The sequence below is a fragment of the Dictyoglomus sp. LHC4 genome, from assembly GCF_055181355.1.
The window spans coordinates 78,335-93,332 of the sequence record NZ_CM143707.1 but is presented as its reverse complement, the minus strand read 5'-3'; the positions used below and the strand labels follow the sequence as shown (position 1 = coordinate 93,332).

Annotated in this window: 7 protein-coding genes; 1 reads left to right on the top strand and 6 read right to left on the bottom strand. The window is 28.4% G+C overall.

Features of this window, described 5'->3' with window-relative positions:
* Positions 1-5: 5 nt before the first annotated feature.
* The 6 genes from brxL to ACY3JO_RS00380 form a co-directional block, all read right to left on the bottom strand.
* Positions 6-1,439: a BREX system Lon protease-like protein BrxL gene (gene brxL / locus ACY3JO_RS00405; RefSeq protein WP_463084851.1), complete on the bottom strand. Its 1,434-nt coding sequence runs from the start codon at positions 1,437-1,439 to the stop codon at positions 6-8.
* Positions 1,436-3,787 (bottom strand): BREX-4 system phosphatase PglZ, encoded by a 2,352-nt coding sequence (gene pglZ, locus ACY3JO_RS00400; RefSeq protein WP_463084850.1) that lies wholly within the window; start codon positions 3,785-3,787, stop codon positions 1,436-1,438. The genes brxL and pglZ overlap by 4 nt, the downstream gene beginning before the upstream one ends.
* Positions 3,788-7,966 (bottom strand): hypothetical protein, encoded by a 4,179-nt coding sequence (locus tag ACY3JO_RS00395; protein ID WP_463084849.1) that lies wholly within the window; start codon positions 7,964-7,966, stop codon positions 3,788-3,790.
* Positions 7,956-8,747: a hypothetical protein gene (locus ACY3JO_RS00390; protein WP_463084848.1), complete on the bottom strand. Its 792-nt coding sequence runs from the start codon at positions 8,745-8,747 to the stop codon at positions 7,956-7,958. Before ACY3JO_RS00390 ends, ACY3JO_RS00395 begins: the two co-directional genes overlap by 11 nt.
* Positions 8,744-11,092, bottom strand: a complete 2,349-nt coding sequence (locus tag ACY3JO_RS00385) for a phosphoadenosine phosphosulfate reductase domain-containing protein (protein ID WP_463084847.1) — start codon at positions 11,090-11,092, stop codon at positions 8,744-8,746. The genes ACY3JO_RS00390 and ACY3JO_RS00385 overlap by 4 nt, the downstream gene beginning before the upstream one ends.
* 102 nt (positions 11,093-11,194) lie before the next feature.
* Positions 11,195-11,710: a hypothetical protein gene (locus ACY3JO_RS00380; RefSeq protein ID WP_463084846.1), complete on the bottom strand. Its 516-nt coding sequence runs from the start codon at positions 11,708-11,710 to the stop codon at positions 11,195-11,197.
* A gap of 349 nt (positions 11,711-12,059) precedes the next feature.
* On the opposite strand from ACY3JO_RS00380, the gene ACY3JO_RS00375 reads away from it, so the two are divergent.
* Entirely contained in the window at positions 12,060-14,960 is a 2,901-nt protein-coding gene (locus ACY3JO_RS00375; protein ID WP_463084845.1) for a beta/gamma crystallin-related protein, read from the top strand.
* The last annotated feature ends 38 nt before the right edge of the window (positions 14,961-14,998 follow it).

Genomic DNA, 14,998 nt, shown 5'->3' with positions numbered 1-14,998 from the left:
TCATTTTATTTTTTCACCTTTATATCAGGTAGTTCCTCTTTATATTCAGGATCCATTAAACGTAGTTGTTTTCTTATTATGCCTCTTTTTTCAAGAGCAGGTTTTAAGCAGAAATTTTCAAATGCTTTTTTGTCAATATCGCTTGGATCTTCCACATGAGGAAATAGCAATTTCAGGTAACCTGTAGCTAATTTCTTTATGGCGGTTGTATCTCTTGTATCCGCTTTAGGTGGTATTTCTAACAGCTCATCAACGATGTAAGAGTATTCTGGACGTTCCCTTAGACTATGCAATATTTCTGTGAAATACTCAACATTTAATGCATATCCACTTATTTTTAAGTCCTCTCTAATTCTTGGAAGTTTCCAGCCCTCTATAAAACCGTGAAATCTATCAAATAAGGCTGATTCATAGAAAGATTCTGGTAACTCTTTAAAATATTTGGGATTTATAGGGTTTAAATTACTATCCAATTGAATATTACCAAGAAGTATAAATCCAGCTGTTGATTCTCCATGGTAGATTCCAATAGTAAATTCGCCCAGTTCTAAGTAAGTTTTTAATGCAGCTCTCATTTCCTCATCATTTGAAAATTCTATAGTTTGTACTTCATCAAAAGCTACAAAATCATATCTTGTTATGAACCCAGGAGTATTCTTTGCCATGTCATAAAACATCTTTGCTCTTGTTACCTTTCCTCCACTTACACACCATCCATATTTACTTAGATTGTTGAAGACATATGATTTTCCTGTTCCTTTTGGGGCAAGCTCAATCATATTTAGTCTTGGCTCTACAAAGATAAGGAGTCTGGATATAAATTGTAGTTTTTGTTCAAAATCATTAAATCCATCCGGATTGTATTCCATAGATCTTAATAATAAATCTATCCATTCTTCAAGACTAAATTCTTTTCTTCCTTCTTTAAAGTATTCTAAGTCTATATCATAAGGTTTAAAAGGCTTATATCCTATTATGGCGATAAATTTTTCTTCTTCATCCTCAATATATCTAAGGGTAAAAACTCCCCAAATGTCTCCACCCTTTAATTCTGGATGTTTTTCAATGACGTGTTCTAAAACTTTTCCTTCATAATCCCTTATTTCAAGGTCAGGAATGGAGAATTTGAAGATACCTTTTTTAATGTCAGGCTCTATTGATACTCTTGTTAATATATCCATAGGTTCTCTATTATGCATAAGAGTACCTTTTAATCTTTTGGCTGATTCTTTTTGGGGAATATATTTATTGATGAATTCTATTATTTCTTCCTTATATACTTTTCCTTCATTATCAGAAAACTTTTTAATGAGCCAATCTTTAATAAATGATGGAAGATTTTTTCCATTAAAAACACTATAATTTTCTTTTATCTTTAGGAGAGAAACATCAGGGAAAACTTTTTTAATTTTTTCATCTAAATTACTGAATTCCTTCATAATAGCTCTTTCTCTTGTATGCCTCCTTTTATTATAATTTTATGTTTTTCCTCATAACCACTTATATAAAAAGTTAATTCATATGTGCCAGGCTTGAGTTTACTTAAGTTAATTGTATAACACTTTTTTTCTTCTGAATATATGGGTTCAAATTTTTCACCTTTATATTTAACTACCACATCTTCTGTAATTGGAGTTATGTAGAAAGTTAAGACAGGAGATCTCGTACTAACTTCTCTATTTGGAATATCAATTTTATAAGATGGTCTTTCTTCTATTTTTCTTGATTTTGTTATATAGATAATAGGTACTAATACTTCTTCTGGGGTTGCTCTTCCATGTATTTCAGGAGATTGAGGATAGGAGAAAGAAGTGTGTTTTAAGGCTATGACATATTTTTTATCATCATGGTCATAAACTATTATATCTTCTTTCACTTTAAGGTTTTGATCTTTCTCTAATATAGCATATCTTGGCTCATTTTCTTGTACTTTAAGCTCTGGAAGTTTCTGATTTTGTAAAACTTTATTAGAAAAGGCAGTAAATCCATGATCTGATAATATAACAAATTTATCTCTTCCAGTTAGAAGTATGTTTTTAATTATCTTCTTTATTATTTCCATCTCTTTAATCAGTCTTTGATGTATATTTGAATCTTTTTTTTCATGGACAAATCCATCCAGAGTATCTATCCTTTCAATTCCTTCGAATTTATTTGTTTCAGTTATCGTAGGAAGATTGGATACTACTATATGAGCATCTATTTTGTATCCTTTTTCTTCTAAGATTCCTGCTATTAGAGGTAGAAATTCTAAGGATAAGGCATCGATCCAGAATTTTTCATATTCATCTTCTATTTTGTAATTATTAATTTTATGAAAAGAATGATACCGTTCATAAAAAGTATCTTCATTTTTATTTTTTTCATTTAGAATTTCTAATAGTCTTTCTGTAGGTTGATTTTTTAATCTTGAGATGCGGTATTCTTTAAAGTACTCTAAAATCCAATCTTGTTCTGGTTTTAGATTCACAATCCTAACATTTTTTCTTAGGTAATAGTAAAGTTCTGGATATAGTTCTTTTAAGTTTTCTATTTTATCATAATTTTGCATAATCCATGATTTTTCGAAATAGGTAGTTCCAGTCAAATAGATTTTAAATTTATCTGGAGGTAAGATATTACTTTTTTCTTTAAGAATTTTATCAATTTCTGAGATTATAGGTTCTATGTTATTTATCTCTTCTGCTAATAGATTTTTTAGGGTATTACTTCTTTCTTCTAAAATATCATTTTTAGGTTTTGGATCTTCAAAGATAAGGGTGTAGTATTTAGTTAAAATTTCTTTTATTTCGTAGCTTTCTATAGATTTAAGAACTCTTGAGGCGTAAGTTTCTTTGTATTCTTCTTTGGTTATTATATAATTTTTTAGAATCCATAAGTGGAATTCGTCTTTTTTAAGCCAAAGTTTTGATAAATCTGTTAATAGGTTTGTGATATCAATCTTTTTAACATTAAGAAGATCTTTTGTTAATTCATAAAAGTTTGTGAATTTTTTATTTTGTAATGTTTTACATAATTTTTTCCAATTGTCTTTCTCTTCTTCTTTGTATTCTATGGGGATATTAATGTTAAATAGATGGTTTAAGTATTCTTTGTGATTTTTAATTTTGTAAACATTAAATATATCATCGCTTATTATATGGCCAGAGTATAAATTTAATGTTTTAGAAAGACATAGAATATTTTGATAATTATTTAAATTCTTTTCCCATATATTTAGAAAGTCTTTTGAGGTTTCAATAATAAGTGTATTATGAAGTTCTATTTTATCTAAGAAATCTATGATGTATAGATTGTGTCTTTCTGTTTTTCCTTCTAATATCCAAAAGGGTATTAGCTCTCTTCTTCTTGGATATTTCTCAAAGAAGATTTTTTCAAATTTATTTTTAATTCCTATTAATGGTATATATATTCTTCTTTCAAAGTTATCTTGAGTGTTTTCTATGTTCATAATACTACTTAAAAGAGAGTAGAAGCTATCATCAGAGAGAAATCTGCAATATTCTGATATGGATAAGAGGAGATAATCTTTTTGGGGATTAAGATTATCTATTGAATATAATATGTCATTTATGGTGATCCATGCATCGTTATAATTTTTAAATATATCAAAATCTGTTAAACGTAAGAACTCTATATCTAAAATAGATGGTAGTTCATATATAAGTTTTTTCAAGTCCTGATAATTATTTAATAATATAAACCTTACAGGGAATCTCCTATGGGTAATACTTAATGTTTTCTTGTCTTTCTCAATTGTTTTTAGCAAATCATCTATATTATCCATTTAAAGAAGTTCCTCCAAATCAGAAATTATTTGAGGATATTTATCTATGAGTTTTGCTAATATTTCTCTTAGATCTCTGTTAGTATTCTTTATCTTTTGTACTATTTGTTCTTTTTTCTCTTTGTTTAATATTCTTATGAGGTTTTCTTTCTCTTTCAGAATTTGATTTTCTACTGCAGTCTTTTTCCAGTAGTAATCTTCATTGCGTGTTTTGGCTTTAATCTCACTTACTATTTTTGATACATCTTCCGTGGTTTTTAAAATTTCTTTTAACCATTCTTTATATAATTTTTCTATCTGAGGGGAGTCCCAAATAGCTCTGATTTTTTCTCTATTATTTTCAAGCATTTGGTATAGATTTTCTATATCATATAGTGAATAGCTTTTATCTGATGTTATATAATATGACAATTCTTCTGTTGTTTTCTTAACTTCATTATCATCTGATAATCCAACAGCCCAGAAGGGATACATCTTATCAGTAACTTGATTTTTGATTTTCATTTTTATATCATCTGGTGATTTTATGTAATTATTATCTATATTAAAGAGTTGTGCCAATAGTTTTAGGAATTCGTGCAATGTAAGGGAATTTTTTAAATCCTCTTCTCCCCATAAGTAAATATCTTTTTTCAGATTTTCCCTTATAAAACATAAAAAGTTATTAATATCGTTATTATCTAAAGATTTTTTACTATTTGTTTTTATCCATTCTTGGAGGCCTTTTTCTGCTATTTCTGGGTTAAGATTTGAAGATAAGAGTTTTTCATATGTAGAAAGTAAATTAGAAAAGCTTATCATATCTTCTTGAGATGGATCTTTATTACTTCTAATAAATTCTTCCAAGAAATTGATTATTTTGTTTATTTCATCAAGCTTTAAAACATACTTTATACTCCATAAGGGATACTTTAGATGGTTATTTATAAAATTCTTGATGTCTTCTCTTAATTCTTGAATATTATCTCTCTTTTGTAGATTAAATATCTTGCATAAATTGTTTATGAATTCAATTTTATGTTTTTCTTTGTCTCTCTCTTTTGTCCAGTCTTTCAATTTTAAGAGTACTTTATTTTCTTCCCATAATGCGATTTCTTCTTGCATATGCTGGTGTAGGTAATCTATTATCTCTTCTATTTCTTCCTCATTAATTTTTACCTCTGATTGGTGATTTAATAACCAATTCTTAAATCCTTCTTTTACCTTTTCTTTATTCAAAATTAGCCTTAAATCATTTTTTGTATTCTTAATTATGTTAAGAAAATTTTTAACTTTCTCTTCATCTAATTCTTTATCAATACTCCTATTTAAATATTCAATTACCTTAATAGCGTTTTTTATACTTTCGTTTTGTTGGGGTAAATGTTTTAAACTCCAGATAGGTAGATTTACTTCTTTAATCCATCTTCTTATTTCCCATTTTGCCTTATTTAAATTTTCAGCCTCCTTTAGTCCAAAGAGATCTTTTAAATTTTCAGTAAGTTCTATCTCATATTGAGTACCAAGTTTTACCTCTAACTTTTCTTTTCCCTTCCCCTTAGTAAAATACTCAAATATATCCTTGATTTTATCTTCCATAACTTTTGGGTTTACTCTTTTGCCTGTTCCTGCCTCATATAATTTATTTGTATATGGTCTTAAAACAAATCCTAATAAGGCATAATGGAGCATATTAGGATAAATACCGTATGGAGTTTCTTTTAAAAATTCTAATAATTCTCCTAAGTTGAAGGTTTTACCGACGTGTTCTTTTATTCTGTGTTCTATTTCTTTGAAAATCTTAAAAGTTGGGTGATCTGGATCTACAGAGTCGTAAAATTCAAAACCTTTGTTAACAATATATTCACCACTTTTAGATTTTAATATATCTAATATTGGCCTTTCTAAAGCAGTCTTCAATTCGTCTTCTAATTGATCTCTATTCTCAACTGTAAGAAAAGTTTCAGCGTATTTAGGTGAATTTTTAAATGTCCAAAGATTTCTATTTTTAGTTAAGCTTTCGATATTTTCTAATCCTGACCTAAATATTTCTTTTGAATAATCTTTATTAATTTTGTCTGCTATTGATGAAAAAGGTATCTTTTCTTCCTTATCATTAAATAATATATCAACAAAACTTTTCTCTATATTTTCAAGCCATGAGCTAATCATTTTTTTTATGTATTTTTCGTTGTTTTGGACTTCTTCGACAAAAGAGTGTTTATTAGCTACTTTTTTCCTCGCGATATACTCTAATAATCTCTCGTAGTTTTGCTCTCCAAATTCCATATTTGATACTACAAAGATTATATTTCGGGCTTTGGGATTTCCATTTATTATTTTCTTTATATTTTTCTTAACTATTGATATCTCTTCATTGATTTTTGGCAAGAAAAGAGCAATATTTATTTTATATGAATTTTTATAATCTCTGTCTATTTTTCTTGAAATCTCATCTTCAGAAAGTCCTGCCCAGTATATATTTAGATTTGGTTCTCTTAAAAGGTTATTTTTAATTATATCTAACAGAGAGTTTTTTGTGTCATTATTTATTAATCTTGTAATGTCTTCAAAATCTTTTCTTGCGGTTTCCCTTTCGCTGTTTATTTCTTCTATTGGAAGAGGAGTTTGAGATATAAGATATAAACCGTCTGGGGTTTTAGGAATTATATTTTCAGCGATGTAACTTAAAACTTGATCGATATATGCTCTATAGTGAGTTCCTAAAAATATGTCTTCTAAGTTTTCTTGCTTAGGTAAATAAAATGATGATTCGTCGGTTGAGCTAATAATTGATTGAAGAAGATTAAGAATTAGTATTCCTTTAAAGATAGCCAAATATTCTTCACCTTTATTTTTTAAAGACTCATAGTGAGTATAATATTTTGACAAAATATTTTGTATTTTATCATCTTGCCTTCTTTCTAAATCATCTATGAAATAGTCCCATAGTTTATCTGCTGTTAAGAAGTATTCATTGTTTTTATCAGGGTAATTCTTTATGAAGTTTATAAAACCTTTTTCTTCATCATATAAAAAGCTAAAAATGCTTCTTTCTGTGGATCCTATGTATTCTGAAATACCTTCCGCAAGTTGAGCTGTGTATGGATGGATGGGAAATAAATCTTTTAATACTTTTGCATTATCTTTATTCTCTGATACAAGCTTAGTTAATACCCTATGTAATCCAGTGTGTGTGTTATAAATATCGTCTCTTAATTTTCTCCAGTCTTCTTCTTTCTTTTTATTTATGGCCTTTGAAATTATATGGAACGTAGTGATATTCTCCATAGAGTAGGTTATATTTATAAATCTTCCTAATACTTTTTCTTGGTCTTCTTTTGCAACTTGTGTCTGTTGAGGGTGTCTGTGAGATATTATAAACAGAAATATATTTTCATTAGTACTTTTTTCTGCAATATTTTGAAGAATGTTTAGCAGTATAGAACTTACAGAAAGTTCTAAAAGGGGAGTAAATTCATCCCAGTATATAGTCATATATCTTATACCTTGCTCACTTAATTTTTTCAATATTTCACTAAGCCAATCTTCTATATTAGGATGGACAATTTTTAAATCTCCTAAGGCTCCCTCTACTACTTTTATTATTTCAGGATCATTTTGAAGTAATTTATTTTTAAGACCATTTATATCGCCAACAAGGCTTTTTAACTGTGGATTTCTATCTATAACATCTTGCCAATTGATTTTTGGATCATCTATGTATTTTAAATATTTATCAAATTCACTTTCTGCTAACACTGAAATATTAAACTTTTTTAAGGACTCTTTAACAGCCCTTTCAATTATTAAGCTAAAGTCTTTTGGAGAGTTTATACCTGAGACACCTTTTAAGGTAACAGGAAGTACTCTATTTTCTTTTCTAAAATTTTTAAGTCTCTCTCTTAATTGTACTTTTTCAATATTTTTGAGATAATCCTCTATTTCTGAAAGATCATCCCATAAAAGATGTTTTATTACGCCTGTGGCATGACTTTTTCCTGTTCCATATTTTCCTTGAAGCCATATAGATTTCCTGTTCTTAGGATTTGTTGCTTCTAATGAAGTAAGAAAATCTTCTAATACTTCTAAAAAATCTTTTGTTGGAATAAACTGTTTCCAATAGTCCTTAGGTTCTTGAGTAATGTCATAAACTGGCTGAAAATACTCATGCAGACTTATTATTTCTTCATATTTCATTTTTTTCTCCCCCCACATAATTCTCTAATATATTAATAGCTTTCAAGGAATCATTGAGAATAATAAGACCTAACCTATCAAAGGATAATCTATATAAATTAGAGTATTGGGAGCCATCTAACAATGATTTTTGCAAATCTTTTGTAGATATGGTAAATATTTTCTGAGGTGAGTAGAGTGTATTTTCTAAGGAATAGAGATCTATTTCGTATAAATTTTCTTTCTCTGCATACTTGTATAAATTATACAGTATCACTATAGGGTGTAAACTTTTAAGTCCAGTTTTATTAAATCCTTGGATAATTTTTCCCTTCTTAATTGGTATACCTTGTCCTAAAATTTCACCTATGGGAGATTTTGAGAGAGTTTCTTTAAGGGTATTAAAACCACTTATTAAAGATCTATTATTTTTACCATAATTTAATAATATAATATTTATTATCTCTTTTCTATGATATATGCCAATGGGAAGTGTTGCCCACCAATTAAATATTGAGACATTAAAACACAAGTTTATCCATATTATACCCCAAAGAATCTGAGAATATGGTCCGTCCTTTAAATAAATAGATTTTAAAATCTCAAAAAGAAGAGTAAGATTTCTATTTTTATCTATTAATTCACAGTCTTTTAGGAAATAAATAAATGCTTCTATCTGTTTTGGCCCTAAATTATTTTCTTTTAAAAAATTTTCCTCATTTGTTAAGAATGAATAGAGCCACTCTTGTCTTAAGCCAAATGAATTATATTTGAATCCTTTAATTTTCACATATGTATTCATTTTACATAATCTAATATTTGAGAATAATCTTTTATATCCTCGGAAAGATGTATATTATCTAAATCAGCCACAATGTCTACTTTTATTAATTCTTTTAGAGATTCTTGTAATCCCCTTAGTATTTTTTCCAATGCTGGTCTTGATATTCCAAATATAAGATAAGGTCCTCCATCCTTATTATCTTCTCTATAGAATTCTGAAACCGTAAGTCGATATCTATCTTTAGAGATGGCATATCTATAAATAGAATAAAGTATAGCTATTGGATGGATATTGTCAGAGCCTATTTTTTCAATATATCTTTGTCTTTTCTGCTTATTGATTCTCCCTAAGTTAAATTCTTGAAAATAAGGAACATTATCAAACATATTTGCCAAAGATGAAATACCGTTTCTTGCTGTTCTTTCATTTACATTGTTAGAGATTAAAGTTTTGAAAAGCTCCTCTGTGGATATTATTGTATTCCATTTTATATTTTGTAAATACCACTTAACCACAGATGAATTATAAAAAAGGTTTATCCAAATAATCTGATAAAATAATGGTTTATTTATTTCAAATATTTTCTTCATTTTGTTATAGAATTCATTTGTTTTTTTTCTTTTTATATCTAAAAGTTCTGCATCCTTTAACCATTGGAGCATACTTTCTACTTGTACATTTCCTAATTTATTATCAGTTAGCCAATTATCTCCTTTACTTATGAAATCTTCTAACCATGTTGATCGAATACCAAATGTGAAATATCTGTTAAAACCTTTTAGATTTTCTTCTTTACTCATATTACTCCCCAAATTTGAAATGGATTTTACTAATAAACAACCATAATTTATAAAATTTAAGCAATTGAAACAATGAAGACATTTCTGATTATTAATAGTCAATTTTTTATCGAAAATAATTGCTGAAGATGTACACTCAGCTTCGCAAGTACCACAGTGTATGCAATATGCTGTTTTATAGAATACCCTTTTTATATTTGATAGGGTTGTAGCATCTATATTTTTTGGTATTTGAGCAATAATAGTATGATCAGTTATGGTGGCATCGATATTTACAATCTTTGAGTTTGTAGATAATTCTATATTATACTGTTTATCATTTTTGTAGATATTGTAAGAACCTAAAACTTTTAACCATTCAAATAGATTTTCATTATAATTTTTAACAGATATTTGATAATATTCCTCTAAATCCATAAAATCAACTCTAATTTTTTCTTCATTGACTCCTCCTCCACCACCTCTTTTTTTCCAATTTCCTTCTTTTATATATTTTTGAATGCTCTTTTCATTAGTTAAACCGAGATTAGTTACATATTTAGTTATTATATCTAAATATTTAAGAGTGATATCTGGATATAATTTTTTAATGAGATACTCTGACCAAGGCGATCCAAATGGACATATACTACATCCTACTCTTGATAAGCCATATCTATAAGCTTTATTAAAGATAATTTTTCTGCTATATATGTATAAAAATACTTCTAAAAGATTCCAATATCTTATTACTCCAGAATTTATTTGAGTATAATGTTTTTTTTCTATTTCTATTCTATTGTAAGTACCTCTTATTGAACTCTCATCTGCTCTTACACCATCAAAGACTAATATCTTTAAATTTGTCTTATTAGGAAATAATGATTTTAATAATCTTATTTGGGGAGAAGTTTTGTATACGGAACAACACCATCTTATTAATCTACTTGGTGGACCAAACACTTTCCAAAGATCGTAAGAATGTCTTTCATTTCTTGCGGTATAAAATTTTAATTTAGGATATAATTTCTGGTATAACTTTTTTGTTTTCTCATAAGTTTCATATGTGGGAGGGATTTCCATAGTAGTATCTGTAAAAACAACAAAATATTCATCTGGGGATAAAGTACGGGATACAAGATCCAAAACCACTTGTGAATCTTTTCCTCCACTGTAAGCAACTATAAAGGCATCAACTTTATCTTTATAGTTTTTATATGTATTATTTATGAAATCAATAGCTTCACCTTCTATGGTTTTTATGGCAGATATATTTTTCTGTATCAATAAATCTATATCAATAGGTTTTAAAACAAGGTTTTTCCCTTCCTCAGTTATTTTGATTTTGGGGGATTCAAAAATATTTCCACCTCTTGCTTCTGCCACACACTCTCCCTTATAATAATATCTTCTTCCTATGTTCCACAAAAGAGGTTCTTCTGATTTTGGATATTCCCAATACTTATCAAAACCTAAAAGGTCAAGTTCTTCAAAAAAAACAGGTCTCGGAGGGGTAATTTCATCATCAGTAGAATCTAATAATAATACTAAATTGTTTTCTTTATCCCATTTTACTTTATACATATCAATATAAAATTATACTATTTTTATTAAATGTACTCAAGCTAAAAATAAAGAGCCCCCATGTAGGGGCTCTTTAATATTTTATCCTTAGAGGGATAAAGGCTACTTTGCCACTTGATCTAAATCACACCAACTCTCAGAGTCAACACCTTTCCAATACCTTACTTGATCATTTGCTTTAAATTTTATAATTATGTCGTTTGAAGGACAATAATGATTGTTTACTGTCCTATTTTCTACAAGTCTAAGTTGTATTGTCTTTCCTGAATAACCTTGTTGTAAAGATACCCAATTCCATGGAGCATATTTGAAATTTTCACCTACTGGATAGACATTAGCAGGAAGAATTATGGTTGTTCCTTTCCCTACCCATTTGTTTTTTTCACTGTCCCAAAAATATGGTTCTAAGTTTACCTCACGGTTATAATGAGTCATGTAGAAAAATCCATTATTTTCTTCGCTTACCTCGAATTCTACGTAATCACCATCATGACAAAAAAGCGCACCTTTGTAAGGGAAGTCAGCGCCAGAATAATTTCTGTTTTTCCATGTACTTGCAAAGGTGAGTATTAAAAGGATAATTAGAAAAATAAAGATTCTTAAAATCGACTTTTTCATTTTTGGAGACCTCCTATTCTAATATTTTTAATAGGAAACCATGAAAAAGTCTTGAGGAAAAAAGAATTTATAGAGGTTTTATTAATTAGGTTTTATCTTTTATATTTTTTCCTCTATATGATAGGATAACTCATATTTTAAAAAAGTCAATATATTCTAAACTTTAGTAGGTATCATATTTTATATTACTTTAAAATTATTTTTGAAGGTGCTATAAGAATGTGTTATTATAATCAATAAAGGGATAATTATAGCTGTAAGTTTTACTTTTTATAGCTACTCAGCATCATCCAAAATTATCCCTCAATAAGATAGTTCAGAAATGTTTCAGTTTAGGGGGTAATTAAACATGAGAAAGATAATTAAGTGTAGTTCATTTTTTATTACTTTAAGTATATTTTTATTTGAAATTACTTTAGGTTTCTCTATGGGTTATCATTATGATTTAATAAGAGAGGTTATGAGGGAAGTAGGTTTTAATAAAGATGCTTTTTCTTTAGCTCTTGTTGGAAATTCTTATGTAGATATATTTCAGGAAAAGGCAGTTGAGTATGTAATAGATGATGATTTTTGTAGGGTTTCTAAGAAATTAGTTGATTTTTTACACTTTGATAATCTTTATAATGAGGAGGTTATTGAAAGATATTGGAAACAATTAATATTTAATACCTATAATGCCCTGAAAGAAAAAATTAATAAAAATGATAAGTTGGGAGCTCTTCTCATTATTGGTATCTCTTTACATATTGTTCAAGATTTTTATGCTCATTCTAATTGGATTGAACTAAATCTAAGTAGTTACTCTAAAATAAAAGATGCTACTTATTTTGATATTTTGAAAAGATCTCCTAATAATTTAGCTAAGGCAATAGAGGATGTTAAAAAAAGAGGTGGCATGTATTTTAATGTTAATAGGTTAACAACTTTTTGGGGGAAGACTAATCATGAGGTAATCAATAAAGATCATGCAGGAAGACCATTATTTGATTCTGCATATAGGACTTCCTATAAAGCCTCCTTAGAATGGTTAAGACTTATAAAAAAATGGGTGATGGAAGATTTTAATAATAGCAAGTTTTGGAATGAGATTTTAAATTATGATTTTAAAGAAGGTAATAAAAAACATCTCTATACATTAACGGATTTTGATGAGGGAACTATTAGATGGCTCTGTACTTATGGTGGAGCATGGAAGGCCCCAAGAATATGGGGAAATTGGGATATTGTTTTTGATGATATGCCTAATGTTCCAGGAATAGGTTTAACATCTCAAAGTAATCCAAATTATCCTTTTTTGGGAATAGAATGGTTTTCAAATTGTACTTTAATAGCGAAGGATCTCTTTGAAGCATCTTATAAAGGTGGATTTATAAAGGTAAATATTATAGATAAATTGGAAGAAGGGATAAAGGATAAAAACAATTTTGGGGAAATAGTAAAGGTTAATTATGCAGAGGTTCAAAACTTAGCCCCTCTTGATAACTCTATTGTAAGAGAAGCTTTTAATTTTTTGGGAAATTGTACAATGGATTATGAAAGGGATGTAAAATGGCTTTGTGTTAGAATACCAGAAGCTATGGATCTTGATACAGGAGAAGGTTGGGATAATATAAACAATGAGGAACCAGGGGGAGATAGCGACTACTGGGTAATGTTTGTGGTAAATAATGAGGTTGATTATCCTTACACTGAGGCTGAATATGTAGATAAGAGTCATCCTTTTCCAGTTTGGGGAATATTGAAACCTTTATGGGATTTAAAACCTGTAAGAATTCAGATAAGGATGTATGAGAGTGATAGCGGATTCCGTGGATCTCAGCATAAAGATGAGGAGATGGATATCAGACCAGGTTCTGGAAAAGATTTTCTCTTTGAATTTAATCCAAGGGATTTTAGTTACAATGCAGTTTTAGGAATAAAAATATGGAGTATACCACAAGGATATTATATTAAAAGTGACGGAGAGGGAGATTTAAGGGCAAGAGTATATGTAAAGATTTGGATGATGGAAGATATTTTCCAAGAAATGATCTCTTATCCAGTATTTTATGAGGATAAAAATTGTGATGGGGCTTTTTTGCCAATCTTAGACAATATAGATGATCTTTCTAAAATTGGTTTTAATGATAGAGTATCATCAATCTTTTTACCTTTCCATAGTTGGGGGTTAGAGGTCTTTGAAGACAAAAATTATAAGGGTAAGAGACTTTTAGTTGAAAGCACTATTCAGGATCTACATTCTGATGATTTTAAAATGGGAGACAAGATATCATCAGTTAAGATTGTTAAAGCCTCAATTCCATCTTATGATTTCCCTATATTTTATGAGGACAAAAGTTACAAAGGTTATTTTTTAAAATTGCCTTATGACCTACCTAATAATTCTATATGTGGTTTTTACTCTGATCTTTCTATATATAAATTTAATGATCGTATCTCATCTATAAAAGTACCAATTGGCTGGAAAGTTATTGTTTATGAAAATAGCCATTTTGAGGGAAAGAATGTAGAGATCACATCTTCAATTGCTGATTTAAGCAACATAGGATGGAATGATAGAATTTCTTCTATAAGGGTAATCCCTCCTTCTAAAATTGCAGAAGATCAGAAAATAGGTATTGTATCGCCAATGAAGCCTTTAGTTTTTCCTATAGTGATGGCAGATAAAAATGTAATAATAGATCTGTTAAAGTTGGAATTGAAAAATTTTCCAGAAAAATATGTAAATCAAGATTTTTATTACAAAAGGGAAGATATTAAAATTCCTGATGATATAGATATAAGTATAAAAATTACATACATAAATGTAAGGGAAAACTGGGCATATGTTGAGGGTAGAGGAGAAAATTATTATTTAAATTTTTGTTCTTTGCTTTATATGGAAAAGGATAGATGGAAGGTCAAAGAGATAATTAATTCAGATTATGTAGTATGTGATGATAAATATGATGGTTTAGATATTTATTCATGGATGTATGAAAAACTTAAGAAAAAGTACTTGGGTATACCTATAGATATTTTTCCTAACATACATCCAGAAAGAAAGATTATGTTAACTGTTTTAAGAGAGAGAATTTCGAATTTAGTATCTGGCGATATTGGGTTCTTGATAGAAGATTTTAAGGAAGAAGGGGAAATTGTGAAAATGGCTGTAAGACCAAGATCCTTAGATGGTGTATCTCAGTATGAAATATTATATGTTACTTTTAAAAAGGATAAGGAAAATTGGAATATTGTTAACTTGAGATAAGTTTTAAATTATTTTTTCTTATGTAAGTTTAAATCAGG